We start from the raw sequence: 25,746 nt of genomic DNA on the forward strand, positions 1-25,746 counted from the left end.
GCAGGTGCCGCCTCAGGCGGGGCTGGCGCTTTGCAGGTGGCTGGCGATCACGTCCAGCAACTCCTCCAGCTCTTCCAGCTCGAACGGCTTGAGCAGGGACCGCACATGCGGGCCCAGCGTGCCCACCCCGTGCTCCAGCGGATAGCCCGAGCACAGCACCACCCAGCGCTGGGGGTTGCTTGCCAGCAGGTGGCGGCACAGATCCAGCCCGCTCATGCCGGGCAGGCTCACGTCGGAAACCACCACGTCGTGCGGCTGGGCCGCATCGCGCTGCAAGGCCTCCTCGGCCCTGGCGCAGGTGACGACGGTGCGGCCTTCTCCCTCCATCAGCAGGCCGATGGTGTCTCGCAGTTCGCAGTTGTCTTCGACGTAGAGGATGCGCAAGTGAGGTCCTTGGGATGCGGGCTCTGCCGCAGGGCAAAGGGGCATTGTGCGGGGAACGTCTTACGCCGGTGTAAGACAATGTGCCGTTCTGCGAAATTATCGTTAAAAATGGCTACAAGATCCGCCCAGTAAGCGCAAGCAGCTATCAAACATGTAGTATCAGGTGGCCTTGCGCAGCGTGAGGTTGATGCGGCATTCGCCCGTTGCCGGGTGCTGGCCCGGCGCCACCGGCAGCACGCCGTGAAAGCGCAGTCGGTCCACCCCGCCCCAGACCACCGTGTCGCCATGGCGCAGCGGCACGCGCAAGGCGCGCTCGCCACGTGTGGCGCCACCCCACAAGAAGGTGGCGGGCAGACCCAGCGAGATGGACACGATGGGCGCTGCCAGGTCCTGCTCGTCGCGGTCTTGGTGCAGCGACAGGCGCGTGCCGGGGGCGTAGCGGTTGATCAGGCAGGCGTCGGGCACGAAAGCGGCAAAGCCGGCCTCCTGCGCTGCGGCATGTGCCAGCTGCGCGAAGTCCGCGGGCAGGGCGGGCCAGGGCTTGCCGGTCAGCGGGTCCAGCGCAGCGTAGCGGTAACCGCGCCGGTCGCTCACCCACGACAACGGCCCACAGCCTGTGGTGGCTACCGACATCGCCTTGCCTCCAGGGGTCTGCATGTGGCGCCACGGCGCTTGGCGCACCACCTGTCGCACTTCTTCCAGCAACTGGGGTGCCTGTGCCAGCGCGAAGCCGCGCAGCAGCACGGCCTGCATGCCCAGCGCCAGCGTGGACGGCTCCGCGGGGTCGTCGGCAAATAGGTCGTCGGAGGGCGCAGATGGCATGCCCGTAGTGTGAGCCAAAACGGCCTCCAGCGCTTAACCATCCAGCGCAACGTGCTACTGATAGAGGAGCAATCGGTTGATCGGCGCTCATCCCCGCCAGGGATTTCCCTTGTGTATTTCTGCGACTGTGCGCGCTGCCGGCGCTTGCCTATAGTCGCCCCAGGAGACAACGCGACAACCCCATGAACATTGCCCACCTGTTGCAGCGCAGCGCGCTGGTGCATGGCGAGCGGCCCGCGCTGCTGGCCGGCACATGCCTGCTGCACGACTACCGTACCCTTGCCGCGCGCGTGGCCGCGCTGGCCGCACACCTGCGCGCGCATTGCGGCGTGCAGCCGGGCGAATGCGTGGCCATCTTCTCGGCCAATGGTCCCCAGTACCTGGAGGCGCTGCACGCCATCCACTGGTGCGGCGGCATCTCGGTGCCCGTCAACTACAAGCTGCATGCGCGCGAGCTGGCCTACGTGCTTGCCGACAGCGGCGCGCGCGTGGTGTGCGTGTCTGCGGCGCTGCACGATGCGGCGCTGGCTGCGGGCGCCGACGCCGCGGCGGTGCAGGTGTTGGGGGCATCCGCCTGGGAGCAGGCGGCGCAGGGCGCGCCGCTGGCGCTGCAGGAGCGCGCTCCCGACGACGTGGCCTCGCTGTTCTACACCTCGGGCACCACCGGGCGGCCCAAGGGGGTGATGCAGACGCACCGCAACCTGCTGGCCATGACCATGGCCTACTTCACCGACGTGGACGACGTGCAGCCCGGCGACGCCATGGTCTATGCCGCGCCCATGTCGCATGGTGCGGGCTTGTACAACTACGCCCACATGCTGCGCGGCGCGCGCCACGTGGTGCCCGCGTCCGGCGGGTTCGACCCGGCCGAGCTGGTGCAATTGGCCGCGGACGTGGGCCGCCTGTCGCTGTTTGCCGCGCCCACCATGGTGCACCGGCTGGTGGAGCACGTGCGCCGCACGGGCGCCAATGTGGACGGCTTCAAAACCATCGTCTACGGCGGCGGTCCCATGTATGTGGACGACCTGCGTCGCGCCATCGACACCATGGGGCAGAAGTTCGTGCAGATCTATGGCCAGGGCGAAAGCCCCATGACCATCACCGCGCTGGCGCGCGAGCACCTGGCCGACACGGCGCACCCGCGCCGGGCCGAGCGCATCGCCTCGGTCGGCGTGGCGCATGCGTGCGTACAAGTGCGGGTGGTGGATGACGAGGACCGACCCGTGCCCACGGGCGAACTGGGCGAAGTGGTGGTGCGTGGCGACACCGTGATGGCCGGCTACTGGCGCAATCCCGAGGCGTCTGCGCAGACGCTGCGCGGCGGCTGGCTGCACACGGGCGATGTCGGCAGCCTGGACGCGCACGGGTTTCTGACCCTGCGCGACCGCAGCAAGGACGTGATCATCTCGGGTGGCTCCAACATCTACCCGCGGGAGGTGGAGGAGGTGCTGCTGCTGCACCCGCGCGTGAGCGAGGTGGCCGTGGTGGGCCAGCACGACGCCGACTGGGGCGAGGTGGTGGTGGCCTTCCTGGTGGCGGGCGAGGGCGGCGCCGTGGACGATGCCGCGCTGAATCCGGAACTTGACGCTTTGTGCCTGGACCACATCGCGCGCTTCAAGCGCCCCAAGGCCTACCGCTGGGTGCCCGCACTGCCCAAGAACAGCTATGGCAAGGTGCTCAAGACCGAGCTGCGCGCATGGCTGCAGGCCGAAGGGGCGGGGAGCGGGGCGTAACAAACCCGGGGTCGGCGCGGACATTGCGTCGCCCCTACCATGGGCGCTTTGCCCCGGCTGGAGCCCTTGCCATGAACCAACCCGTCTCCCTCAAGATCGACTTCGTCTCCGACGTGTCCTGCCCCTGGTGCGCCATCGGCCTGCACGCGCTGGAGCAGGCCGCGAAGCGGCTCGACGGCGAGGTGGCGCTGGATCTGCACTTTCAGCCCTTCGAGCTGAACCCGCAGATGGGCCCCGAGGGCCAGGACATCGGCGAACACCTGCAGCAAAAGTACGGCGCCACGCCGGAGCAATCACAGCAAAACCGCGAGGCCATCGCCGCGCGCGGCGCGCAGTTGGGCTTTACCTTCAACATGGACCGGCGCGGCCGCATCTACAACACTTTCGATGCGCACCGCCTGCTGCACTGGCTGGAGGAAGAGGGCACGCCGGAGCAGCAAGGCGCGCTCAAGCATGCGCTGTTCACCGCGTATTTCACGCAGGGCGAGAACCCTGGCGACCACGGCGTGCTGTTGCGGCTGGTGGCGCAGTTGGGGCTGGACGAGGCGCGCGCCCGCGCCGTGCTGGCGTCCCAGGAATATGCCGAGGCGGTGCGCGAGCGCGAGGCCTTCTACCAGGGTCACGGCATCCATTCGGTGCCGGCGGTGATCATCAACGACCGCCATTTGATCCAGGGCGGCCAGCCGGTCGAGGTGTTCGAGCAGGCGCTGCGGCAGATCGCGCAGCAGGCTTGATGCTCTTTTATTGATAGCTGGTAGCGCTTGCCCATCAAGCGCTGCAGCCTGTTTTGGCTTGAAACCTGTCAGCGCAGCGGGATCGGCGTGCCCCGGTCCACGGGCACGGCCGTCACGCTGTTTTGCGGCGAGCCGTCGATGAGCTTCTCGGAGTAGGTCAGGTACACCAGCGTGTTGCGCTTGGCGTCCACCATGCGCACCACGCGCAGGCGCTTGAACAGGATGGACATGCGTTCGCTGAACACTTCCTGCTGCGCCTTGAGCGGCTGCATGAAGGTGATGGGCCCGACCTGGCGGCAGGCGATGGAGGCCTCGGCGCGGTCCTCGGCCAGGCCCAGCGTGCCTTTGATGCCGCCGGTGCGCGCACGCGACACATAGCAGGTCACGCCCTGCACGGCGGGGTCGTCATAGGCCTCCACGATGATGTCGTGGTCGCGGCCGATCCACTGGAAGGCGGTGTCCACGGTGCCGATCTTCTCGGCCTGGGCCGCGGCCGGCCCGGCAGCCAAGCCCAGGGCGCATGCCAGCAGGGCCAGGCTTGCCATGCCCGCGCGCAGGCCGCCGCGCGCATTCATGGCGCAACCGCCGAGGCTTCGCTGCAGCGCTGCGCCAAGTGGGCCAGGGCTTCCTCCACCTGGTCCACCAGCACCAGGCACAGGTCGCCCGGTTGCAGGCGCTCCAGCGCATGGTCGATGGCGAGGAACTCGCCGTGGATCTCGGTCACGTAGCGCGTGCGCGGCGCGCCCTGCAGGCCCTGGCGCAGCAGCGCCAGCACCTCGCCGTCGGCACGGCCGCGCTGGCAGGCGTCCTGGTACAGCACCACGTCGTCAAAGGACTGGCCCAGGATCTGGGTCTGCTCGACGATGTCCTGGTCGCGCCGGTCGCCCGCACCGCTGATCACCACGCTGCGCTGCCGGGCCGGCATGGCCTGCACGGCCTGCACCAGCGCGCGCATGGCGTCGGGGTTGTGGCCATAGTCGGCGATCACGGTGGCGCCGCGGTAGTCCATCACGTTGAAGCGGCCGGGCGCGTTGTCGCTGTCGTTCATGAAGCCGGCCAGGCCGCGGCGGATGGTCTGCCAGGGCAGGCCCACGCCCCAGGCCGCGCCGATCGCGGCCATGACGTTCTCGACCTGGAAGCCGATGGTGCCGCCGCGCGTGATCGGGATCTCGCGCAAGGAGATGGTCTCGCGCCACGAGCCCTCGGCCGCCACGATGGAGTCCCCATCCACGTAGACCACTCGGTTGCCCTGGGCGCGGTGCGTGGCCATGACGGGGTGGTGGCGGTCGGCGGCGAAGAAGATCACCTTGCCCGGGCATACGCTGGCCATGGCGGCCACGTGCGGGTCGGCGGCGTTGAGCACGCCCCAGCCGTCGGAGGCGACGTTTTGCACGATCACGCGCTTGAGCACCGCCACGTCTTCCACGGTGCTGATGAAGTTCAGCCCCAGGTGGTCGCCCGCGCCCACGTTGGTCACCACGGCCACCTGGGCGCGGTCAAAGCCCAGGCCTTCACGCAGGATGCCGCCGCGCGCGCATTCCAGCACAGCCGCGTCCACCTCGGGGTGAAACAGCACGTTGCGCGCGCTCTTGGGGCCCGAGCAGTCGCCGCTGTCGATCTGGCGGCCGTTGACGTACACGCCGTCGGTGTTGGTCATGCCCACGCGCAGGCCGTGTGCGGCAAACAGCTGGCCAATCAGGCGCGTGGTGGTGGTCTTGCCGTTGGTGCCAGTCACGGCCACCAGCGGAATGCGCCCGTCCTGGCCGGGGGCGAACAGCTCATCGACCATGGGCACGCCCACGTTGCGCGGCTTGCCGAACGACGGCGCCAGGTGCATGCGCAGGCCGGGCGCGGCGTTGACTTCGACGATGCCGCCGTTTTGCTCCTCCAGGGGCTTGAGCATGGTCTCGCAGACCACGTCCACGCCGCAGATGTGCAGGCCGATGGTCTGCGCGGCCTCCACGGCGCGCGCGGCGATGTCGGGGTGCACGTCGTCGGTCACGTCGGTGGCGCTGCCGCCGGTGGACAGGTTGGCGTTGTTGCGCAGCACCACGCGCTGGCCCTGCACGGGCACGGATTCGGGCGTGAGGCCTTCGGAGGCGATGCGCGCGATGGCGATGTCGTCCAGGCGGATCTTGGTCAGCGCCGTGCCGTGGCCCGAGCCGCGGCGCGGGTCCTGGTTGACGATGTCCACCAGCTCGCGAATGGTGTGCTGGCCGTCGCCCAGCACCTGGGGCGGCTCGCGGCGCGCGGCGGCCACGAGCTGGTGGCCCACCACCAGCAGGCGGAAGTCGTGGCCGGGCAGGAAGCGTTCGACCATGATCTCGTCGCCGAATTCGCGGGCGGTCTTGTAGGCGGCCTCCAGCCCCTCGCGGGTGGTGATGTTGACCACCACGCCCTTGCCCTGGTTGCCGTCCTGGGGCTTCACGACCACGGGCAGGCCCACTTCCTGGGCCACCACCCAGGCGTCCTCCACGTCGGCCACCGGGCGCCCCAGCGGCACGGGCACGCCGGCGGCGTGCAGCAGGCGCTTGGTCAGGTCTTTGTCCTGGGCGATAGATTCGGCCACGGCGCTGGTGGTGTCCAGCTCGGCGGCCTGGATGCGGCGCGCCTTGGAGCCCCAGCCCAGCTGCACCAGCGAGCCGCTGGTCAGGCGCCGAAACGGTATGCCCCGCGCCACGGCCGCATCGACGATGGCGCCGGTGGACGGGCCGATGCGCTCGTCCTCGTCCAGCTCGCGCAGCTCGGCGATGGTGGCGTCGGCGTCAAACGGCGTGTCGGCCAGCGCCGCTTCGATCAGCGCGCCGGCGCGCTCCACGGCCAGCCGGCCCACGGCTTCTTCGGTGTATTCGACGACCACCTGGCTGGTGCCGGGCTCCAGCGTGGCCTGGGTGCGGCTGAAGGTGACGGGGCAGCCAGCCTGGGCCTGCAGCGACAGGGCTGCGGCCTCCAGCACATGGGCCAGCGACAGGCGCTGCCCGGCGCCCTGGGGCTGCAGTGCGCCGATCTGGGGGAAGCGCGCGCGCAGGCGGTCTTCAAAACCGGAGAGGTTGGCGTGGTCGCACTCGTGCGGCTCGCAGTGCACTACGGCCTCAATGGCGGTGTTGCGGCTCCAGAGGTTGGGGCCGCGCAGGGCGCGGATGCGGGTGATCTGCATGGTGTGTTCTTTCAGCCCGGGTTTGATTCAAATTGGCGTTCAGCCTTTATGGGATAAGCGCTAGTAGCTATGCATTCAATAGCAAATGCGGCGCTTATCCGGCGTAGTCGAAGGTCTTGATGCCCGCGGCAATCAGGTCCGGCCCGATGTCCATGGACCACGCCGCAGCCACTGCGGCCAGCAGCGCCGCCGTGTCGGGGCGGTGGCCGCCGGGCAGGCTCAGTGCGGCCAGCGTGCCCAGCACGCGCTCGCTGGCGCCCGTGGCCAGCACCACCTGCTCGCCGCGCACGAACACCGCGCGGCCGTCGCGACCGTTGTTGTTCTGGGCGCGGTGCTCGGCAATCACCGGGTTGTCGGCGCTCAGCGAATACAGCAGCACCTCGCCGTCGCACAGGCGCGCAAGGTCGGCCACCTGCTCGATGTCGGCGTTGAGCACGCCCGCGCCTTCGTCCAGCACCACGTCGATCTGGGTGCGCAGCACGCGCGTCATCTGGGCCTGCTCCAGCACGTCGTGGTCGGCCAGGGTTTCAAAGCCGTCCATGTCGGTCACCACGCCGACCAGGCAGCGGTCGTAGGCCAGGCCTTCTTCCAGAATGGAGCGGGCCGTGGTCTGGATGACCGCGGCCTGCGCCAGCGGGTTGGTCAGCAGGCGGTGCGCGCCGGCCCAGTCGGCGGTGTTGGTCTTTTGCGTTCGGCGGTTGTTCAGGAACATGCCCTCGCTGCTGGCCACGCCCGTCAGCTTGCCCGACAGCTGCAGCAGCCAGCCCACAAAGCGCGCGGTGAAGGCGTTGTGGCGCGTGCCGGCAATGCCCACGATGGGGATGCGCCCGGCGCCCGTGCCCTCGTCGGCAGTGGCGGGGAACAGGTGCTCGACGATGGCCTGGCCGACGGGGCGCGGCGCGCCGCTGGTGGGCTTGAGGTGCATCAGCAGGCCGGGGCCGGCATTCACCTCGAGGATGGCGCCGCCTTGTTCCTTCATGGGCTTGGACACGTCTTTCAGGATCATGTCCATGCCCGCAATGTCCAGGCCGACGATTTTTGCGGCCAGCTGGGCATAGTAGGCCACGTCGGGGTGCACGTCGTCGGTGCAGTCGATGGCCATGTTGCCGTTGCGCTGCAGCAGCACGCTCTGGCCCTTGGGGACTACGGCGTCGGGCGTGACGCCCTGGCGCCGGAGCTCCAGCTGCACGGCACCTTTGTCCAGGTCGATCCAGTCCAGCGGGTATTCCTGCTCGGGGCCGCGGCGCGGGTCCTGGTTGAGCACGGCCACCAGCTCGCGCAGCGTGGCGTGGCCGTTGCCGTGCACGCTCACCGGCTCGCCCTTGGTGGCGGCGACCACCTTGCCGCCGACCACCAGCAGGCGGTGCTCCACGCCGTCGATGAACTTCTCGACGATGACATCCGAGCCCTCGGGCTCGGCCAGCGCGAAGGCGGCCTTGATATCGGCCTCGCGCGAGAGCTCCAGCGTCACGCCGCGCGCGTGGTTGCCGTCCGAGGGCTTCACCGTAACGGGGAGGCCGATCTCCTGCGCCACTTCCCAGGCCTCATCGGCGTTACGGACGATCTGGCCCTCCGGCACGGGCACGCCGCAGGAGGCGAGCAGCCGCTTGGTGAAATCCTTGTCCTGGGCGATGCCCTCGGCGATGGCGCTGGTCTGGTCGCTCTCGGCGGTCCAGATGCGGCGCTGCGCGGCGCCGTAGCCCAGTTGCACCAGGTTGCCGTCGTTCAGGCGGATGTGCGGAATGCGCCGGGCGCTGGCGGCGTCCACGATGCAGCCGGTGCTGGGGCCCAGGTAGCGGTCGTTGATGGCGGTCTTGATGGCGTGGATGGCGGCCTTGAGGTCGAATGCCTCGTCATTGATGGCCGCCATCAGCAGACGGTGGCCATGCTCCAGCGCCACGCGGGCCACGGCCTCTTCGGGGCAGCGGAACACCATGCGGTACACGCCGCGCCGGGAGATCTCGCGCGTCTGGCCGAACTCGGCCGGCATGCCCGAGAGGTTGAGCAGCTCGATGACCACGTGCTCCAGCACGTGCCCCATCCAGGTGCCTTCCTTCAGGCGCAGCAGGAAGCCGCCGCGCTCACCCACGCCGCAGTGGTGCTCCACCAGATCCGGCAGCCAGGTGGTCAGGCGCTCGTTGAGGCCGGGAATCTTGTTAGAGGGGTAGTCTTCCAGCTCCCCCAGGTCCAGCCAGACTTCGAGGACCGGGCGGTAGGTCCAGACACTGGGGCCGCGCAGATAGGTGGTGCGCAGGAGTTGGATATCGTTGAATTTGGCCATGAAGTGCAGCGTGGAAGATTCGGATACCCGCCCGGTTCAGGCGAGTGTGGCGATGCCCATGGGCTGAGATTGTGCGCCGATACTGGCGCAGCTCAGCACTGGCGGGTGTCAGCCGCGGGCTGATGATGTGCGTTACGAGGGGATACCGCGGCGGCGCAAGGGCCTGGGGCCCGGTGGCCGACAATGCCCCCCATGGGCGCGGACTGGCCCGCCAACGCCCCGTCCGTGCGGGGGTGGACATACAAAACCAAATGCAACATCACCATTCTGTGGACGCCTCGGGTGTCTTGTCTGGCCCCTGGGGGGCCGAGATGCGGGCACTGCTCGCTCCTGACGAAAACGTGCAGGCCGCCTTCGAGGTTGACCTGACGCCCGACCTGCGCTTTGCCCCCGGCCTGCTGGTGCTGACCGAGCGGCGCCTGTTGGCGCGCGCCGGTGACGCGCCGGCGCAGGAATGGCCGCTGGCGCCCGGCATGGCGCTGCGGCTGCTGGACCATGGCGGCGTGGGCACGGTGGAGCTGCACGATACCGACCGGCGCCTGGCGCTGTGGCGCTTCACGCTGGGGCGCCATCCCCAGGCGCTGCACCTGCAGCAGCGGCTGGACGCCCAGGTGCGGCGCCTGGACAGCTTGCAAGGCGCCATCGCGCCCGAAGCGCAAGACGTGCCGCGCTGCGCCGTGTGCGGCACGCCGCTGCCGCCCGACAGCGACGAGTGCACGGCCTGTGCGCGCCAGCAGGCGCCGCAGACCTCCACCTGGGTGCTGTTGCGCCTGTGGCGTTTCGCCCGGCCTTACAAAAAGCAGCTGGCCGCGGGCTTCGCGCTCACGCTGGCCTCCACCGCCGCCTCGCTGGTGCCGCCGTACATGACCATCCCGCTCATGGACGACATCCTCATTCCCTACCAGAGCGGCCAGCAGATCCCCACCGGCATGGTGCTGCTCTACCTGGGGGGGTTGCTGTTGGCGGCGCTGCTGGCCTGGGCACTGGGGTGGGCGCGCACTTACATCCTGGCCCTGGTGTCCGAGCGTATCGGCGCCGACCTGCGCACCACCACCTACGAACACCTGATGCGCCTGTCGCTCGACTACTTCGGCAGCAAGCGGACCGGCGACCTCATGGCGCGCATCGGCTCCGAAACGGACCGCATCAACGTCTTTCTGTCGCTCAACGCGCTGGATTTCGCCACCGACGTGCTGATGATCGTGATGACGGCGGCGATCCTGTTCTCCATCAACCCGTGGCTGGCGCTGGTCACGCTGGTGCCGCTGCCCTTCATCGCCTGGCTGATCCACACCGTGCGCGACAAGCTGCGCACCGGCTTCGAGAAGATCGACCGCGTGTGGTCTGAGGTGACCAACGTGCTGGCCGACACCATCCCCGGCATCCGCGTGGTGAAGGCCTTCGCCCAGGAAAAGCGCGAGGCGGACCGCTTCCGTGCCGCCAACCAGCACAACCTGGAGGTGAACGACAAGCTCAACAAGACCTGGAGCCTGTTCTCGCCCACCGTCTCGCTGATGACGGAGGTGGGGCTGCTGGTGGTCTGGGGCTTCGGCATCTGGCTGGTGGCGCGCAACCAGATCACCGTGGGCGTGCTGGCGGCCTTCATCGCCTACATCGGGCGCTTCTACATACGGCTGGATTCGATGAGCCGCATCGTTTCCGTCACGCAAAAGGCGGCAGCCGGCGCCAAGCGCATCTTCGACATCCTGGACCATGTGAGCAACGTGCCCGACCCCGTCAACCCGGTGAAGGTGGACCGCGTGCAGGGCGCCATCGAGATGCGCGACGTGGGCTTTCGCTACGGCAGCCGCACGGTCATCAAGAACCTGTCGCTCACCATCCGCCCCGGCGAGATGATCGGCCTGGTGGGCCACAGCGGCTCCGGCAAGAGCACCTTGGTCAACCTCATCAGCCGCTTCTACGACGTGAGCGACGGCGCCATCCTGGTGGACGATGTGGACATACGCCGCATGGCGGTGGCGGATTTTCGCCGCCACATCGGCCTGGTGCTGCAGGAGCCTTTCCTGTTCTTCGGCACCATTGCCGAGAACATTGCTTACGGCAAGCCCGACGCCACGCGCGAGGAGATCGTCGCCGCCGCGCGCGCCGCGCATGCGCACGAGTTCATCCTGCGCCTGCCGCATGGCTACGACAGCCTGGTGGGCGAGCGCGGCCAGGGCCTGTCGGGCGGCGAGCGCCAGCGCATCTCCATTGCGCGCGCGCTGCTCATCGACCCGCGCATCCTGATCCTGGACGAGGCGACCTCCGCCGTGGACACCGAAACCGAAAAGGAAATCCAGAAGGCGCTGGACAACCTGGTGCAGGGCCGCACGACCATCGCCATCGCCCACCGGCTGTCCACCCTGCGCAAGGCCGACCGTCTGGTGGTCATGGACCGGGGCGAGGTCGTCGAAGTGGGGCCGCACGACGAACTGATGGAAAAGCAGGGTGCCTACTGGCGCCTGTACGAGGCGCAGGCGCGCCGTGCCGAGGAAGACGCCCAGGCTGCGGGCGTGCGCATCGAAGTGCGCGAGCACTCCGCTCACCCCGCGGGCAACACCTGAGCGAGAAAGACACGCGATGACCCTTCACACATCCCTCTCCACCGCTTCGGCACTCGCGACAGGCTGGGACCTGCACCGTAATCCCCATGGCCGGCTGGTGCTGCGCGCGGCCGACGGCACCGCGCATGTGGGCGTGACGCCCGTGCGCGCCTTTCCCATTGCCGCTCCCGGCGAAGGCCTGTCGCTGGTCGGTCCGGACGGCCATGAACTGGCCTGGGTGTCCCGCCTGGAACAACTGGCTCCTGCCATGCGTGCGCTGGTCGAGGAGGAATTGGCCGCACGTGAGTTTGTGCCCACCATCACGCGCATCCGCTCCGTGTCGAGCTTTTCCACCCCCAGTACCTGGGAGGTGGACACCGACCGCGGAGCCACGCAGTTGGTGCTCAAGGGCGAGGAAGACATCCGCCGGCTGGAGGGGCGCACCAAGCTGCTCATCGCGGCCAGCGACGGGCTGCAGTTCCATGTGCCGGATGTCACGGCGCTCGACCGTGCATCGCGCAAGTTGTTGGAGCGTTTTTTATAGCGTCTAGCGCTTGCCTGGCGCGGCCTGTGCCCGTTTTTCCCTGTCATAGCCCACGTCAATCAGACATGGTGGTCGCATGAATTTGTGACAAAAGGCTAATAAAACCTCAATTTCCCCTTTTGTTTGCCGTAATGAATGTACGACGAGGTGGTAGTTGCGACTGCCGCCAGCCGCATTCACGAGGGGACCCATACCATGCAACTGCCACCTGTAGATCGATCGCCCGCCCAGTGGCGTACCACGGGCGCGGACTTGTATTCCACGGGCGCCTCGGGGGCCGTGGCGGTGCGGCCCGTGAACGCTGCCAATCCTGTCGAGTCCACGGACCGCCTGGGCGAGGGGGCCAGCCTGCGCGAGCCCACCAAGCCCTCGGCGCCCGACGAAAACAACCGCGACTGGACCCTGGCCGAGGCCAAGAAGGAAGCCCCGAAGGAGCCCGAGGAGCCGCCCAAGGAGCCCATCTACAAGCAACTGCTGGAATTCATCCAGTCGATGTGGCGTGCCAGCGGCAGTGCGGTGGAGCTGGCGCAAGACATCAACAAGAACACCCTCCAGGAGCGACTGGCCCAACAGGTGCAGGACCGTCAGTCGCTCACGTACTCCGATCCCAAGGTCAAGCGCACGGGCGGTTTGTGAGTTTTGCTCCGGCGGTTGCTATCAGATACGTAGCTGTTAGCGCTTATTGGTAAAGCGCTGGAGGCCAATTGGACTGGTATTTTTGGGTCCGCCGGCGTTCTCAGCGCGCCGCCGCGCGGGCGCCGTCCCGCTCGGCGCGGTACTTGATGGCGAAGGCGCGCACCTCGTCCAGCGTCACGTAGTTGTCGCGGTTGGTGTCCGCATCATCGAACGCCGCAGCCACCTTGGGCACGATGGCCACTTCAGCACGGCTGAGCTTGCCGTCGCCGTTGAAATCCAGCATCTCGAACTGGCGGATCGCCTTGATCTCGCCCTTGGTCAGGGGCGCACTGGCGCTGTGCCGGGGCGCGTTGGCATGGGCCACGCCCTGCGCCTGAGCGGCCAGCGGAGCCGCCAGCGCGCAGGCCATGAGCCACGCGCAGGCTGCCGGGGCCGTCAGCAGGCGTGTAAAGGGGCGGAAGGAGCGTGAAGGCAACATTCAAGATGTAGAGCCGGCGCGCCGCGACAGGTTCAACGCCGCGGGGGGCGGGCTGTATCACTCTGTAGCGCGGCCGCCGTGTTGGCGATGCCGCTGCTGACATGCCCCGCCGGAACATGGCGTGCGGCGGACGCCACGTGGCCTGTCTGGTCATCGAAGAAGAAGTCGGGCTCGAACTCGCGCAGGAAGGGGCCTTTTTCCAGCCCGCCGAGGAACATGGCCTCGTCCACGGTGATGCCCCAGTCGAGCAGCGTGCGGATCGCGCGCTCGTGCGCCGGCGCGCTGCGCGCGGTGACCAGCGCGGTGCGGATGCGCATCTGCGAGGCGTCCGCCTGCTGCTGCAGCCGGTGCAGCGCGGCCAGCAGCGGCTTGAACGGCCCTTCGGCCAGCGGCGTGGCGGCATGGGACACCTCGTGCTGCAGGAAGGCCGGCAGGCCGCCCTGCTGGTACACGCGCTCGGCCTCGTCGGAGAACAGCACCGCGTCGCCGTCGAAGGCGATGCGCACTTCGCGCGGATAGCGGTCCCCGGCGGGCGTGGAGTCGATCATCACCCGCGCGGCGGGAAAGCCGATGGACAGCGCCTCGCGCACATCCGTCTCGTTGGCTGAAAGGAAGAGGTGCGCGCCCAACGGCCGCAGATAGGAAAACGGGTTGCGCCCGCGCGTGAACACGCCGCGCTCGATGCGCATGCCCGCCGCCTTGGCCGAGGCGAACACGCGCATGCCGCTGGCAGGGTCGTTGCGCGACAGCATGACCACCTCGACGCGCGCGGCATCGGGCGTGTTGAACGCCAGCAGCTTTCTCACCAGAGGGAAGGCAATGCCGGGGCGCGCGGGCTCATGCACCAGCTCCAGCTGGCGGCGCATGTAGGCTTGCTCGTCGCCGGCCTCGAACAGGCGGTTCTCTTCCTCGAAGTCGAACAGCGCGCGCGAGGAGATCGCGACGACGAGCTTGTCCTGCAGAGTGGCACTCATTTGACGAACTGGTTGAGCTGGATGATCGGCATGAGCACCGCCAGCACGATCAACATCACGATGCCGCCCATGGCCACGATGAGCAGCGGCTCCAGCACCGTGGCCAGTTGCATGGCGCGGCGCTGCACCTCGGTGCCCAATTGCGTGGCGGCGCGCTGCAGCATGGTGGGCAACTGGCCCGTCTGTTCGCCCAGCCGCGCGAACATGGCCACCAGGCCGGGGAACCGCTTTTTCTGCGCCAGTGCCGAGGCCAGCGGCGCGCCCTCGCGCACCAGCACCAGCGCGTCGAGTGCGTCCGCGCGCAGGGCGCGGTTGTTCAGCGTCTCGGCCGCGGCCTGCAGCGCCTTGAGAATGGGCACGCCCGCGCCTGCCAGCATGGCCAATGTGCCGGCGAAACGCGCCGCGTTGTAGCCGCGCGCCAGCTTGCCGACGAGCGGCAGGCGCAACCAGGCGGCGTCGAATTTCTCGCGCAGCCGCGGCTGGGCCAGCGCGGCGCGGGCGCCGAACGCCAGCAGGACCAGCCCGCCCAGCAACGCCCAGCCGTAGTTGCGCACCACGTCGCTCAAGGCCAGCATGGCCACCGTGAGGAAGGGCAGGGCGCGCTTAGTGCCCGCGAATACGCTGGCCACCTGCGGTACCACGTAGCCCACCAGGAACAGCACGATGACGATCGCGATCACGGTGACGATGGCCGGGTACAGCGCGGCGCCGATGAGCTTGGCGCGCAAGGCCTGGCGCTGCTCCAGATCGTCCGCCAGGCTGTCCAGCACTTCGGCCAGGCCGCCGCTGGACTCGCCCGCGCCGATCACGGCGCAGTAGATGTCGGAGAACTCGCGCGGGTGCTGCGCCAGCGCGCGTGCGAAGGTGGAGCCGGCGTTGACCTCGGCGCGCAGCGCGGCCAGCAGGTGGCGCTGGCGCTCGTCGTCCGCCTCTTCGGCGAGCGCGGTCAGCGCACGCTCCAGCGGCAGGCCCGAGCCCACCAGCCCGGCGAGCTGGCGCGTCCACACGCCCAGCCCCGTGGCGTTGAACACCGGCCGCGTGAACAGCCGCTGCGCCAGCGTGGGGGGTGTTCCGGGGGCGGTGCCAGCGGCCAGCACCTCCACATCCAGGGGCACCAGGGCCTGGGCGCGCAGCAGGCTGCGGGCGGCCTTGGGGCTGTCGGCCTCCAGGGTGCCGCGGCGCACATGGCCTTGGGCGTCCAGGGCTTCGAAGGAATAGGCGGGCATGCGGGAAAGTCAGCGGCGGTGGGCGAGCAGGGGCAAACTGGGCGGGCCGCAGTCGACCCGTTCAGCCCGCCATGGTAGCCGCTGCGGGTGACAGTGCCGCGTGCGCCTGGGCGGTGATGTCCAGCGAGCGCAGGCGCAGCGCCGGGTCGTACACGTCGCTCACCAGCATGAATTCGTCGGCCTGCGTGGCGGCCACCAGCGCCTGCAGGCCCTCGCGCACGGTCTGCGGGCCACCGACCACGCCGACCGCGAGGAAGTCGGCCACGGCGGCGCGCTCCTGCGGCGCGAGGCTCTGCAGATAACCCTCTACGGGCGGCTGCAGCAGTCCGCGCTGGCCGGTGAGGATGCCCAGCACGCGCTGGTAGGTGCTGCTGGCGAGGTACTGCGCCTCGTCATCGGTGGGTGCGGCGATGACGGGTACGCCGATCACCACGTAGGGCTTGGCGCAGGCCGGCGAGGGGCGGAACAGCCGGCGGTAGATGTCGATGGCCGCGTGCAGCATGCGCGGCGCAAAGTGCGAGGCGAAGGCGTAGGGCAGGCCCATCTGCGCCGCCAGCTGCGCCGAGAACAGGCTGGAGCCCAGCAGCCAGAGGGGCACCTGCGTGCCGGCGCCCGGCACGGCGGTGATGCGCTGGCCCGGCTGCGCGGGCGCCAAGAGCTGCTGCAGCTCGGCCACGTCGCGGGGGAAGTCGGCCTCGGTCTCCACGCGGTCGCGGCGCAGGGCGCGCATGGTGGCGCCGTCGGTGCCGGGTGCGCGGCCCAACCCCAGGTCGATGCGGCCGGGGTAGAGCTCGGCCAGCGTGCCGAAGGCCTCGGCCACCACCAGCGGCGCGTGGTTGGGCAGCATGATGCCGCCCGAGCCCACGCGGATGGACCGCGTGGCCCCGGCCACGTGGCCGACCAGCACGGCCGTGGCGGAGCTGGCGATGCCCGGCATGTTGTGGTGCTCGGCCAGCCAGTAGCGCTTGAAGCCCAGCGCCTCCGCATGCTGCGCCGTCTGCACGGCGACCTGCAGTGCCTGGGCCACGGTGCCGCCCTCGCGCACGGCCACGAGATCAAGCATGGAAAGTAAAGGTAGGGAATGTGTGGTCATGGCACCGATTGTGGGCAGCGGGTGAAATCCGTGCTGCGCCGCGGGTATGGGGGTTGCAGTGGTCCCCGCATGGTGCATAGCGTTTTGCTATTGATATACTGAATTTGTTTTAAATCAACACACGAAACATATTGTCACTTTTGGCGTCCTGTGCGACGCTGCCAGGAAGTGATGCACGGGGCGTGCGGGGAGTGTCTATGGGGTTCTTCAGCCGTTTGTTTCAGCCGCGTGCCGACGGCCTGGCCGCGCCTGAGGACTGGACTTCGCTGCCTGCGAGCGAGGCCAGCGCGCTGGTGCTGTACGACGAAGAGGCTTCGCGGCTCCTGGCGGCGTTCGACATCGAGGCTGCCATCGTCATGCACGAGCGCTGGTTGCCCTGGCTGGCCCAAGCGCTGGCGGGCGCGCGCGACGAACAGCTGCGCCCCGAAACGGTGGTGGACGACACCTGTTCCGAGCTGGGCCGCTGGCTGCACGGCAGCGGGCGCGTGGCGCTGGGGCACTTTCCTGCTTTCGACATGCTGATGCGCCGCCACCAGTACTTTCACCACCAGGCGGCCGTGCTGCTGACGCATCTGGCGCAGGGCGATCAATTGCGGGCCGAGCAGGCGTTCAAGAGCTGCCAGCATGCGTCGCGCCAGGTGGTGCTGCTGCTCAAGGAGCTGCAGCGCGGGCTGGACCACGGGAAGCGTTCCCCCCAGCCGATGGCCGCAGGTGAACGCTGAAATGCGCTATTTATATAGGAGCTACTAGCGCTTGTCTGTAATGGTTTTCAATGCAATTTGTATTGAAAACCCAGTCTTGGCAAGCGCGCCGCGCTCCTGTTTTTGAAAGGCGCCGCTGCGGCCTGTCCGCTCAGTCGCGCGTCACACGCAGCACTTCTTCGCGGCTGGTGATGCCGGCGTGGATCAGCCGCTCGCCATCGTCGCGCATCAGCGTCATGCCGCCGGCCAGGGCCTGGGTGCGCACCTCGGCCTCCGGGGCCTGGTTGTGGATCTGTGCGCGGATGGCGTCGTCCACCACCAGCAGTTCGAACACGCCGGTGCGCCCCGCGTAGCCGGTATGGCCGCAGTGCTCGCAGCCTGCACCGTGGCACTCGCCGCAATATTTGCGCACCAGCCGTTGGGCCAGCACGCCCAGCAGCGAGGACGACAGCAGGAACGGCTCCACGCCCATGTCGGTCAGGCGCGTGATGGCGCTGGCCGCGTCGTTGGTGTGCAGCGTGGCGAGCACCAGGTGGCCGGTGAGCGAGGCCTGGATGGCGATCTGCGCGGTCTCGAAGTCGCGGATCTCGCCGATCATGATCACATCGGGGTCCTGGCGCAGGATGGCGCGCAGGGCCTTGGCAAACGTCAGGTCGATCTTGGCATTGACCTGCGTCTGGCCCACACCGGGCAGCTCGTACTCGATGGGGTCTTCCACCGTCATGATGTTGCTGCGCGCGGCGTCCAGCCGCGCCAGCGCCGCGTACAGCGTGGTGGTCTTGCCCGAGCCCGTGGGGCCGGTCACGAGGATGATGCCGTGCGGCTGCTGGATCAGGTGCGCGAGCCGCGCCAGCACCTCGCCCTGCATGCCCACGGCCTCCAGGTTCAGCTTGCTCTCGCTCTTGTCCAAGAGGCGCAGCACGGCGCGCTCGCCATGGGCGTTGGGCAGCGTGGATACGCGCACGTCGACGGCGCGGGTGCCCAGGCGCAGGCTGATGCGCCCGTCCTGCGGCAGGCGCTTTTCGGAGATGTCCAGGTCCGCCATGATCTTCAGGCGGCTGATCAGCGCGGCGTGCAGCGCGCGGTTGGGCTGCACCACCTCGCGCAGCGTGCCGTCCACGCGAAAGCGCACGCTGGAGTGGCGCTCGTAGGGCTCGATGTGGATGTCGCTCGCACCGTCGCGCACGGCCTGCGTGAGCAAGGCGTTGAGCATGCGGATGATGGGCGCGTCGCCCGCGGACTCCAGCAGGTCTTCCACCGCGGGCAGCTCCTGCATCATGCGCGAGAGGTCGGCGCCTTCCTCCACCTCGCTCACCACCGTGGCCGCGCTGGATTCGCTTTGCGAATACGCCGCGCTGATGCGCTGCGCCAGCGTGGGTGCGTCCAGCGGCATGAACTGGTGCACGGCATGCTTGCGCAGCACTTCGGACAGCGCGCCGGCGTCCGGCTGCGGGCCGTGCCACAGCACGAGCTGCTGGCCGTCGTCTTCCAGCAGCAGCTGGCTGCTGCGCGCAAATGCGTAGGGCAGGGGGTGGCGCATGCGGCGGGCCCCTTACTGCGGGCTGTAGGGCGACTGGCCCATGCTGGGCGGCGTGGCGGTGCGCGCGGGCGGCTGGGGTGCGAGCGGCGCCAGCGGCGCAGGTGCGGCCGCGGGCTGCACGGGCGCGGCGGGAGAGGCGGACGAGGCGGGGGCGGGCAGGGGCGGCAGCACCGGCGCCTCGGACACACCGCTCATCATCGTGCTGGGCGCGGGCTGCGTGCTTTGCTGCAGCGCGCGGATGGCCTCGTAGCGGTCCACCATCAGTGCGTCGCTGGTGGCGCTGTCGCGGATCACCATGGGGCGCAGGAAGACCATCAGGTTGGTCTTCTGGCGCGTGCGCTTTTCGTTGCGGAACAGCCCGCCCACCACGGGCAGGTCGCCCATCACGGGCACCTTGTCCTGGCCCAGCGCATAGCTGTCTTCCAGCAGGCCGCCGATCACGATCACGCTGCCGTCGTCCACCAGCACCGTGGACTCGATGGAGCGCTTGCTCGTGGAGGGGCCGTTGGCATTGGACAGCGTGCTCTCCGCAACCTTGGAGACCTCCTGGTACATCGTGAGCTTGACGGTGCCGTTCTCGTTGATCTGCGGGCGCACGCGCAGCATCAGGCCCACGTCCTTGCGCTCCACGGTGGTGAACGGGTTGACCGCGCCGCCGCTGCCGCCGGTGTTGGCGTAGGAGCCCGTCACGAACGGCACGTTGTTGCCGATGATGATCTGCGCCTCCTCGTTGTCCAGCGTGAGCAGGTTGGGGGTGGACAGCACGTTGGCGTCGCCCGTGTTTTCCAGGAAGTTGGCCAGCGCCCCCAGGTAGTACTTGCCGTTGATGCGCGGTGCGACGGCCAGGTTCATGCCGGCGGCCGGCTTGGCATTGGCGATGGAGGTCACGTTGCCGGTGGCCGCCGCCAGCGCCAGATCCAGGATGTTGCGTCCGGCCACGCTGGAGTTGTTGCCCAGCACGCCCAGCGTGCTGCCGTAATTGCCCAGCACGCCTTGCCACTGGATGCCGAACTCGGCCACCTTGTTGGCGCTCACCTCCACGATCAGGCTCTCGATGAGTACCTGCGCGCGGCGACCATCCAGCTTGTCGATCACGGCGCGGATCTGGCGGTACAGCGGCTCCGGCGCGCTGATGATGAGCGAGTTGGTCGTCGGGTCGGCCTGGATGATGCCGCCGGTGGACGGCTGGTTGGCATCGCTGCTGCCACTGCTGCCCTGGCCCGTTCCCAGGCCCGAACTGCCCAGGCCCCCGGCATTGCCGCTGGCATTGGTGCTGTTGCCCAGGCCGCTGGTCTGGCCCAGGCCCGATGCGCCGGTCCGCGTGAGGCCACCCGACAGGTTGCCGGCTCCCATGCCGCCGCCGCTGCTGGTGCCGCTGCCCCCCGCGCTGCCCAGCGCTGCGCGCAGGGTGGTGGCCAGCTTCACGGCGTCGGCGTTCTTCAGGTACACCACGTGGATGTTGCCGCTGGCAGCGGAGCTGCCCGGCGCGGCCGGCTGGTCCAGCTTGGCCACCAGTGAGCGCACCAGCGCCACGCGCGCCGGGTTGGCCGCGCGCACGATCAGCGCATTGCTGCGCGGCTCGGCCAGCAGCGTGGTCTTGAACGAATTGTCGGTCTGCCCCTGGGCCACGCCCTGCGCAGTGCCTGTGGCAGTGGCGCTGCCGCCCTCGATCAGGCGCGACACCAGCGGCGCCAGGTCGGTGGCGATGGCGTGCTGCAGCGGGATCACCTCCACGTCGCTGGCGTTGGAGACGTCCATGGCCGCCACGATGCGCGCCAGGCGCTGCAGGTTGTCGGCGTAGTCGGTGATCACCAGCGCGTTGTTGCCGGGGTTCACGTTGATGGTGTTGTTGGGGCTGATCAGCGGGCGCAGCACCGGCACCAGGTTGGCCGCGTTCTCGAAGTTGAGCTTGAAGATCTGCGTGACGATCTGCCCGCCCGCGGGCGTGCCGCCCGCGCCGCCCTGGGACACGCTCACGTTGCCGGTCTGCAGCTTGGCATCGGCCTCGGGCACGACCTTGTACAGGCCCGCCGACTCCACCACCGTGAAGCCCTGCAGCCGCAGCGCGGCCAGGAACTGCTGGAAGGCCGCGTTGGGCTGCACCGCGTTCTCGGTCACCAGCGTGATCTGGCCCTTCACGCGCGGGTCCACCACCACGTTCTTGCCGGTGATGGTGGCCATGGTGCGCGCCACGGCCTCGATGTCGGCGTTGGCAAAGTTCAGCGTCACCGGCTCGCTGGGCCGCACACTGCCGGCGCGCTGCCCGGAGGTTTGTGCATGAATTTGGCTGCTAACGCCCGTCAGCAAAGCGCTAGCAGCTATCAAATGAAGAGTGAACCGCAGGGGGTGGCGGGGCAAGTTGGTCATAGGGTCAACCCACGGTGATGATGGAGCGCGCGCCACTGCGCCGCCCGATGATATTCAGAAGATTCGCCAGGGCCGCCTCCCGCCCGGGCGCGGCGCTGGCCTCGCCCGTGAAGCGCAGGCGTTTGCCCACCCACTGGCCGTTGCCCGACAGCAGCAGCGCGCCCTCCAGGGTGGACAGCTGCAGCGTGGGCGCGCCGCCGCCCTGCACCTGCAGCCGGTAGCTGCCCATGGGCCGCAGCGTGGACAGGCGCGAGGACAGGCCCAGCGCATCCAGCTGCACCTGGCCCTGCATCTGCAGGCGCCCTGCGGCCCATTGCAGCGCGAACGCCTGGGTGCGCAGCTGCAGGCGGCCCTGCGGCTGCACGGTGTTCCAGGGGGTGCCCAGGCCCGCGAGCGCCGCAGCCGGCCACTGGCTCTGGCCATCGGCCACCTGGGCGCGCACGGCACCCAGGCCCAGCGCCACCTGCACCTGCAGCGGCGCGGTGGCGGGAATGCAGCAGTCGGCCGTCAGGCGGGCGCTGAGCCCGTTCCACGCGGGGCGCAGCTGCCACTGCAGCCGGCCGGGCAGGGCGGCCTGGTCCTGGCTGTCGGCGCCACCGGTCAGTACCAGGCGGGCCGAGCCGTTCCAGACGGTGCCGCGTGCCTGCTGCAGCTGCAGTTGCCCGCCGCTGGCCTGCTGCACGCCTGTGGCCAGCCAGCGCGCCGGGGCCCATAGCACCAGCGCGGGCAGCGCGCCCAGGCACACGCCGGCCACGGCCCAGCGCCAGGGCGCGCGCGGCAGTGTCAGCGAAGGGGTCGGGCGCAGGGAGCGTGGCACGGGCAGGGGGCGTGGACTATTGCGGGGGCAGCGCCAGCACCAGCGTGCCGTCCCAGCGGACGGCGGCCGCGGCGGCGTTGGCGGGCGCGGCGCTTTGCACCAGGCGGGCTTCCAGCGGCACGGCGCGCGCGGTGCTGCGCGCCTGGTTCAGCCACTGGGCAAGGGCCTCGGCGGGGGCGCCCTTGAGGGTGACGGTGGCGCGGTCGCCCGCGACGTTCATCTGCGCGGCTGCGCCCAATTGCTGCGCCAGCGTGGTCTGCAGCGTGCGCAGGGCCTCGCCGCCGGGTGGGCGGGGCGCGTCCTTGAGCTGCAGCGCTTCGGCCTGCAAGGCCTGCATGCGCTGCAGTTGCGCGTCCACGGCTGCGTGGCGCGCGCCCGAACCGCGCAACTGCTGCAGTGCGGGCGCCAGCAGCACCCACCACAGCAGGGCCAGCCCCACCACGGCCGCGGCGGCCAGCACCAGGGACTGTTCGCGCGGCGCCATGCGGCCCCAGTGGGCGCGCAGCGCGGCCAGCGCAGGGGGAACCGGCGCGGGCGAGTTCGAAGCGGTGCGGGCGTTCATGGGCGGTCCTCGGCGCGCACCAGCAGGGCGCCATCGCGCGGCTGCGCGCTCAGGCTTTCCGCGGCCAGGCGCTGGTTCATGGCGGTGAGTTCCTCGGGTGCCAGCTCCAGGCCCCGCAGGCGCAGCTCGCCATTGGCATATTCGATCTGCGTGGGCACGCGCGGCGGGGGCAGCGCGGCACCTGCGGCGGCCATGAGCGGCTCCAGGTCGCGCCGCGACACGCTGCCGGTGGCCTGGCGCAGCTGCGCCAGTTCGCGCTCCATCTGCACCGGTGCATCCACGACGACCTTGACGTGCGGGAAGGTCTGGGTCAGCGCGTTGCGCACGCCGGCCTGTTTGGCCGCCAGCGCCTGGCGGTCCTGCCACGCCCAGAGATTGAGCCCCACGACCTGCACCACCACGGCCACGGCCAGTGCCCAGCGCGCGGCCCGCCATTGGGGTGCGCGCGCAAAGGCGCTGGCGCCGCTGCCCAGCTTGCGCAGCGCGCGCGTGTGGCCGGTGCTGGCCAGGTCGAACTGCGCCAAGTCCCAGTCGCCACGCGCGGCCACCAGCGCGCGCTGGCTGGCGGTGTGCAGCTGCACTGGGCGGTTCAGCAGCCGCTCGGCCAGGGCGGCCACGGCGGGTTCGGCGCGCACGGCGGGCGGCGCATCATCGGCGGGGCGGGCCGCCAGCGCGGCGGCCGCGGCCAGCGGCAGCACGGCCACGGCCTGTTGCGGCCCGTGGCCGGTCAGTACCAGTTGGGCGTCCTCGGGAGTGCCGAGCACGTCGCATTCCTCTTGCCCGCTGGCGGTGGGGCCGGGAGCGAACTCGGGCACCACGCGGTCCACCGGCCGCCCCGCGGCTTCCAGCGCCTGCAGGGCGCCGCGCAGCCAGGCGCGGTCGCACACGGCCACCCAGGCAGGGCTGCCCGGCTGGGCGCCGGGTTGCAGCGCGAAGTGCAGTTGCGCGGGGTCGTCGAGCAGGTGTTCTTCGAGCAGTCCTTCCAGGACCGCGCGCAGCCGGCCGGCCTGGGCCGTTGCGCCCTGCGGCAGCGTTACCTGCTGCCATGACAGCGCGCGCGCAGGCACCACGGCCACGATCTCGCCGGCGCGGCCCGGGTCGGGCAGCAAGGCGGCGGTGGTGCTGGCGTGGCGGGTGGCGGTGTGGCCGTCGGCCGTGAGCGTGTAGCTGTATTCGGCGGCGGGCCCCGGCGTTCCCAGGGGCAGGGTTAGGACGAGGGTGCTCATGAATGGGTTAACAGACCATTTTAGGGGCGTGATGTGACGCTTCGTGCCAAGGCGGCCGGTCACCGCGCACCAGTGGCCGCAGTGCCGGGAGCCGTCGTGCGCACGAGGCCGCCACGTTCGCGCCACAGCGTGCGCACGTCCCCGCGCTGTTTGTAGACCAGCGAGCGCTCTTCGACCACGGCCATGTCCAGGCGCAGTCGCCCGCGCACTTCGAAGTAGCTGGACGACACCGTATGCACCGTGGCCGAGATGCGGCTGGAGTTGCCCAGCAGCTTGGCGGCGTCGGCCTCGCTGCGGAAGTGGCTGGAGTTGCGTGCCTGCACCAGGCGCTGCGCCTCGGCCATGTCCAGCCCGTCGGCGCTGGCCCACAGTACCACGGCGCTGGCGGTGTTGAGGTTGACCTTGGTGCGCACGGGCAGCAGCGTGACGTAGGGCGCGAGCGCATCCACGCTGCGCTGCGGCAGGCCCCACCACCCCAGTTGCGCCACGCTTTGCGGCAGCAGCGGCGCGGCGCTCGCGGTGTCACTGTCCTTGGCCTCGGCGCGCAGCATCTGCCGCGCCAGCATGTCCAGCTGTGCGCGCGGCAGTCCGAGGTATTCGAAGAGCCGCTGGAATTGCCGCAGCGCCGTGGCGTCCACCTGCCCCTCGTTGGCCAGGTTGCGCAGGTTCAGCAGGGCCTGCAGGTCGGTGATCTGGCCCGACAGGAAGGCGTTAGTGGTGTCGGTGCTGGCGTCTTCCACCTGGGCCACGTTGCGGTCGGCCGCGAGGAACGTGGACAGGCGCGCTTCTTCCAGCGGCACCGACCAGGGTTCGGAGAGGTTGTCGGTGCCGTCGCCGCTGCGGGCAATGGAGTCTTCGCGCAGGATCAGGCGGGACCAGTCCAGCGCACCGATCAGGATCCACGCCGACTGGATACGTGCGCGCTCGGCGGTTTCGACTTCGATGGCGCGCCACTGCTGCCACATGGCCGCGGCCGCGAACGTGGCGACCAGCGTCACGGTGAGCATGGCGGCCAGCAGCGCGGCGCCGGCTTGATGAGAAACACCCCGAGGGGCTTTGCGTCCACCCGCCGCTCCTGTTACGCGGGCGGGGCGGCGCCACCAGTGCGTCGGGACGACCCTGACACGGCGGCCCTCGCCCGGTGCGCGCCAGTCGCGTGTGTTGGAGGCGGCGGGCAGGGCGGCGGATAGCGGGCAGGAATCGGTCACGACTTGCCTCCACCCAGCAGCGGATTGGCCCAGTCCCGCGTGACCACGCCCGAGAGTGCGCCACCCGGCGGCAGCGTGAGCTGCAGGCGCACCCCCTCGGGGATGCTGGCGGCGGCGCTGCTCAGCCCGCCGACCGTGCGCGGTGCGCTGGCGCTGGTATCGGTGGACAGCGCATTGGCCCAGGCGCCGCTGCGGTAGTAGTACAGCTGCCAATTGGCCAGCGGCATCAGCACGGTTTCCTGCCGGCGCTCGGCCTCGCCGGGTGTGCGCGCCCACTGGGCTGCGCGCTGCCAGGCGGCATTCCATTCCGCGCGGGTGCGCACCGGGGGAGATTGCCAGCGCAGCCAGCGGGTGGTGCCGTCCACGCTGCGCCGCGCCCAGGCGACGACCAGCGCCCCCTCGTCGGGCTGGCGCGTGCCGCGCCGCGTGAGGCGCAGCACCTGGCCGTCCCAGGCGATGGGTTCGGTATGGTCGATGGCCTGCAGGGCATCCAGGTCGGCCGCCCACTGGGCCAGCACGGTCTGCAGCACCAGCAGCTCGTCGGTGCGCTCGCGCGTGAGCTGCTGCGAGCGCGCCATGCCATCCAGCCCGCGCCAGCTGGCGATGGCGAGCAGCGCCATTACCGCGATGGCCACGAGCAGCTCCACCAGCGTGAAGCCGCGCGCTGCTTGCATGGGGGACTCTGCGCGAACCCGGTGCCGCGCTTGATCTGCCGGAAGG

The 25,746-nt window shown here is 69.7% G+C and carries 22 protein-coding genes; 6 read left to right on the forward strand and 16 right to left on the reverse strand.

Annotation, left to right across the window (positions count from 1 at the left end):
• Positions 1–12: 12 nt before the first annotated feature.
• Positions 13–384 carry a response regulator gene (locus K2L43_RS03475; RefSeq protein ID WP_220638510.1) on the reverse strand — a complete coding sequence of 124 codons (372 nt, stop codon included), beginning with the start codon at positions 382–384 and terminating at the stop codon, positions 13–15.
• Positions 385–543: 159 nt separating this feature from the next.
• Positions 544–1,206 carry a DNA oxidative demethylase AlkB gene (alkB, locus tag K2L43_RS03480; RefSeq protein WP_012655641.1) on the reverse strand — a complete coding sequence of 221 codons (663 nt, stop codon included), beginning with the start codon at positions 1,204–1,206 and terminating at the stop codon, positions 544–546.
• Between the two features lie 182 nt (positions 1,207–1,388).
• Here alkB and K2L43_RS03485 point away from each other — a divergent pair, with 182 nt between their 5' ends.
• Positions 1,389–2,939, forward strand: coding sequence for an AMP-binding protein (locus K2L43_RS03485; RefSeq protein ID WP_220638511.1), 1,551 nt, complete (start codon positions 1,389–1,391; stop codon positions 2,937–2,939).
• Positions 2,940–3,010: 71 nt separating this feature from the next.
• The gene (locus K2L43_RS03490) at positions 3,011–3,673 is read left to right on the forward strand and encodes a DsbA family oxidoreductase (protein ID WP_103738113.1); all 663 of its coding nucleotides are present in this window, start codon (positions 3,011–3,013) and stop codon (positions 3,671–3,673) included.
• A gap of 68 nt (positions 3,674–3,741) precedes the next feature.
• Here the strand turns inward: K2L43_RS03490 and K2L43_RS03495 are convergent, their stop codons facing one another.
• The 3 genes from K2L43_RS03495 to cphA (K2L43_RS03505) all read right to left on the reverse strand — a co-directional run bounded on the left by K2L43_RS03495 (position 3,742) and on the right by cphA (K2L43_RS03505) (position 9,111).
• Positions 3,742–4,248, reverse strand: a complete 507-nt coding sequence (locus K2L43_RS03495) for a CreA family protein (protein ID WP_047349115.1) — start codon at positions 4,246–4,248, stop codon at positions 3,742–3,744.
• Positions 4,245–6,830 carry a cyanophycin synthetase gene (gene cphA / locus K2L43_RS03500; protein ID WP_220638512.1) on the reverse strand — a complete coding sequence of 862 codons (2,586 nt, stop codon included), beginning with the start codon at positions 6,828–6,830 and terminating at the stop codon, positions 4,245–4,247. The genes K2L43_RS03495 and cphA (K2L43_RS03500) overlap by 4 nt, the downstream gene beginning before the upstream one ends.
• Positions 6,831–6,924: 94 nt before the next feature.
• Positions 6,925–9,111, reverse strand: a complete 2,187-nt coding sequence (gene cphA, locus K2L43_RS03505; RefSeq protein WP_220638513.1) for a cyanophycin synthetase — start codon at positions 9,109–9,111, stop codon at positions 6,925–6,927.
• 251 nt (positions 9,112–9,362) lie between these two features.
• Here cphA (K2L43_RS03505) and K2L43_RS03510 point away from each other — a divergent pair, with 251 nt between their 5' ends.
• The 3 genes from K2L43_RS03510 to K2L43_RS03520 all read left to right on the forward strand — a co-directional run bounded on the left by K2L43_RS03510 (position 9,363) and on the right by K2L43_RS03520 (position 12,834).
• Positions 9,363–11,675, forward strand: a complete 2,313-nt coding sequence (locus K2L43_RS03510; RefSeq protein ID WP_172206177.1) for an ABC transporter ATP-binding protein — start codon at positions 9,363–9,365, stop codon at positions 11,673–11,675.
• A gap of 16 nt (positions 11,676–11,691) precedes the next feature.
• Positions 11,692–12,198, forward strand: a complete 507-nt coding sequence (locus tag K2L43_RS03515) for a DUF1854 domain-containing protein (protein ID WP_220638514.1) — start codon at positions 11,692–11,694, stop codon at positions 12,196–12,198.
• 195 nt (positions 12,199–12,393) lie between these two features.
• A complete protein-coding gene (locus tag K2L43_RS03520; RefSeq protein ID WP_012655649.1) occupies positions 12,394–12,834 on the forward strand; it encodes a hypothetical protein in 441 nt (146 codons plus the stop codon).
• A 100-nt stretch (positions 12,835–12,934) separates the two neighbouring features.
• Here K2L43_RS03520 and K2L43_RS03525 read toward each other — a convergent pair whose 3' ends face one another.
• The 4 genes from K2L43_RS03525 to K2L43_RS03540 all read right to left on the reverse strand — a co-directional run bounded on the left by K2L43_RS03525 (position 12,935) and on the right by K2L43_RS03540 (position 16,605).
• A complete protein-coding gene (locus tag K2L43_RS03525; protein WP_012655650.1) occupies positions 12,935–13,312 on the reverse strand; it encodes an EF-hand domain-containing protein in 378 nt (125 codons plus the stop codon).
• A 32-nt stretch (positions 13,313–13,344) separates the two neighbouring features.
• Positions 13,345–14,286: a 5'-nucleotidase gene (locus K2L43_RS03530; protein ID WP_220638515.1), complete on the reverse strand. Its 942-nt coding sequence runs from the start codon at positions 14,284–14,286 to the stop codon at positions 13,345–13,347.
• Positions 14,283–15,512, reverse strand: coding sequence for a type II secretion system inner membrane protein GspF (gene gspF, locus K2L43_RS03535; RefSeq protein WP_172206185.1), 1,230 nt, complete (start codon positions 15,510–15,512; stop codon positions 14,283–14,285). The genes K2L43_RS03530 and gspF overlap by 4 nt, the downstream gene beginning before the upstream one ends.
• A gap of 61 nt (positions 15,513–15,573) precedes the next feature.
• Positions 15,574–16,605: an LLM class flavin-dependent oxidoreductase gene (locus tag K2L43_RS03540; protein ID WP_220638516.1), complete on the reverse strand. Its 1,032-nt coding sequence runs from the start codon at positions 16,603–16,605 to the stop codon at positions 15,574–15,576.
• A gap of 197 nt (positions 16,606–16,802) precedes the next feature.
• On the opposite strand from K2L43_RS03540, the gene K2L43_RS03545 reads away from it, so the two are divergent.
• Positions 16,803–17,327 (forward strand): CZB domain-containing protein, encoded by a 525-nt coding sequence (locus tag K2L43_RS03545; RefSeq protein ID WP_220638517.1) that lies wholly within the window; start codon positions 16,803–16,805, stop codon positions 17,325–17,327.
• Positions 17,328–17,457: 130 nt separating this feature from the next.
• On the opposite strand, the gene K2L43_RS03550 is transcribed toward K2L43_RS03545, so the two are convergent.
• From K2L43_RS03550 to K2L43_RS03580, 7 genes are read right to left on the reverse strand one after another with little or no spacing between them, the layout of a single operon-like run.
• On the reverse strand, positions 17,458–18,846 hold the full coding sequence (locus K2L43_RS03550) for a GspE/PulE family protein (protein WP_011804118.1): 1,389 nt from the start codon (positions 18,844–18,846) through the stop codon (positions 17,458–17,460).
• Positions 18,847–18,858: 12 nt separating this feature from the next.
• Positions 18,859–21,213: a type II secretion system secretin GspD gene (gene gspD, locus K2L43_RS03555; RefSeq protein ID WP_220638518.1), complete on the reverse strand. Its 2,355-nt coding sequence runs from the start codon at positions 21,211–21,213 to the stop codon at positions 18,859–18,861.
• Between the two features lie 4 nt (positions 21,214–21,217).
• Entirely contained in the window at positions 21,218–22,030 is an 813-nt protein-coding gene (gene gspN, locus K2L43_RS03560) for a type II secretion system protein N (RefSeq protein ID WP_220638519.1), read from the reverse strand.
• Between the two features lie 16 nt (positions 22,031–22,046).
• On the reverse strand, positions 22,047–22,592 hold the full coding sequence (gene gspM, locus K2L43_RS03565; RefSeq protein WP_220638520.1) for a type II secretion system protein GspM: 546 nt from the start codon (positions 22,590–22,592) through the stop codon (positions 22,047–22,049).
• Positions 22,589–23,818 carry a type II secretion system protein GspL gene (gene gspL / locus K2L43_RS03570; protein ID WP_220638521.1) on the reverse strand — a complete coding sequence of 410 codons (1,230 nt, stop codon included), beginning with the start codon at positions 23,816–23,818 and terminating at the stop codon, positions 22,589–22,591. The genes gspM and gspL overlap by 4 nt, the downstream gene beginning before the upstream one ends.
• Before the next feature lie 59 nt (positions 23,819–23,877).
• Complete coding sequence (gene gspK, locus K2L43_RS03575) at positions 23,878–25,026, reverse strand: type II secretion system minor pseudopilin GspK (RefSeq protein WP_220638522.1); 1,149 nt, start codon at positions 25,024–25,026, stop codon at positions 23,878–23,880.
• Positions 25,023–25,700, reverse strand: coding sequence for a type II secretion system protein J (locus K2L43_RS03580; protein ID WP_220638523.1), 678 nt, complete (start codon positions 25,698–25,700; stop codon positions 25,023–25,025). The genes gspK and K2L43_RS03580 overlap by 4 nt, the downstream gene beginning before the upstream one ends.
• Positions 25,701–25,746 lie beyond the last annotated feature (46 nt).

It is taken from the genome of Diaphorobacter sp. MNS-0, from assembly GCF_019602835.1.
GTDB lineage: Bacteria > Pseudomonadota > Gammaproteobacteria > Burkholderiales > Burkholderiaceae_C > Diaphorobacter > Diaphorobacter nitroreducens.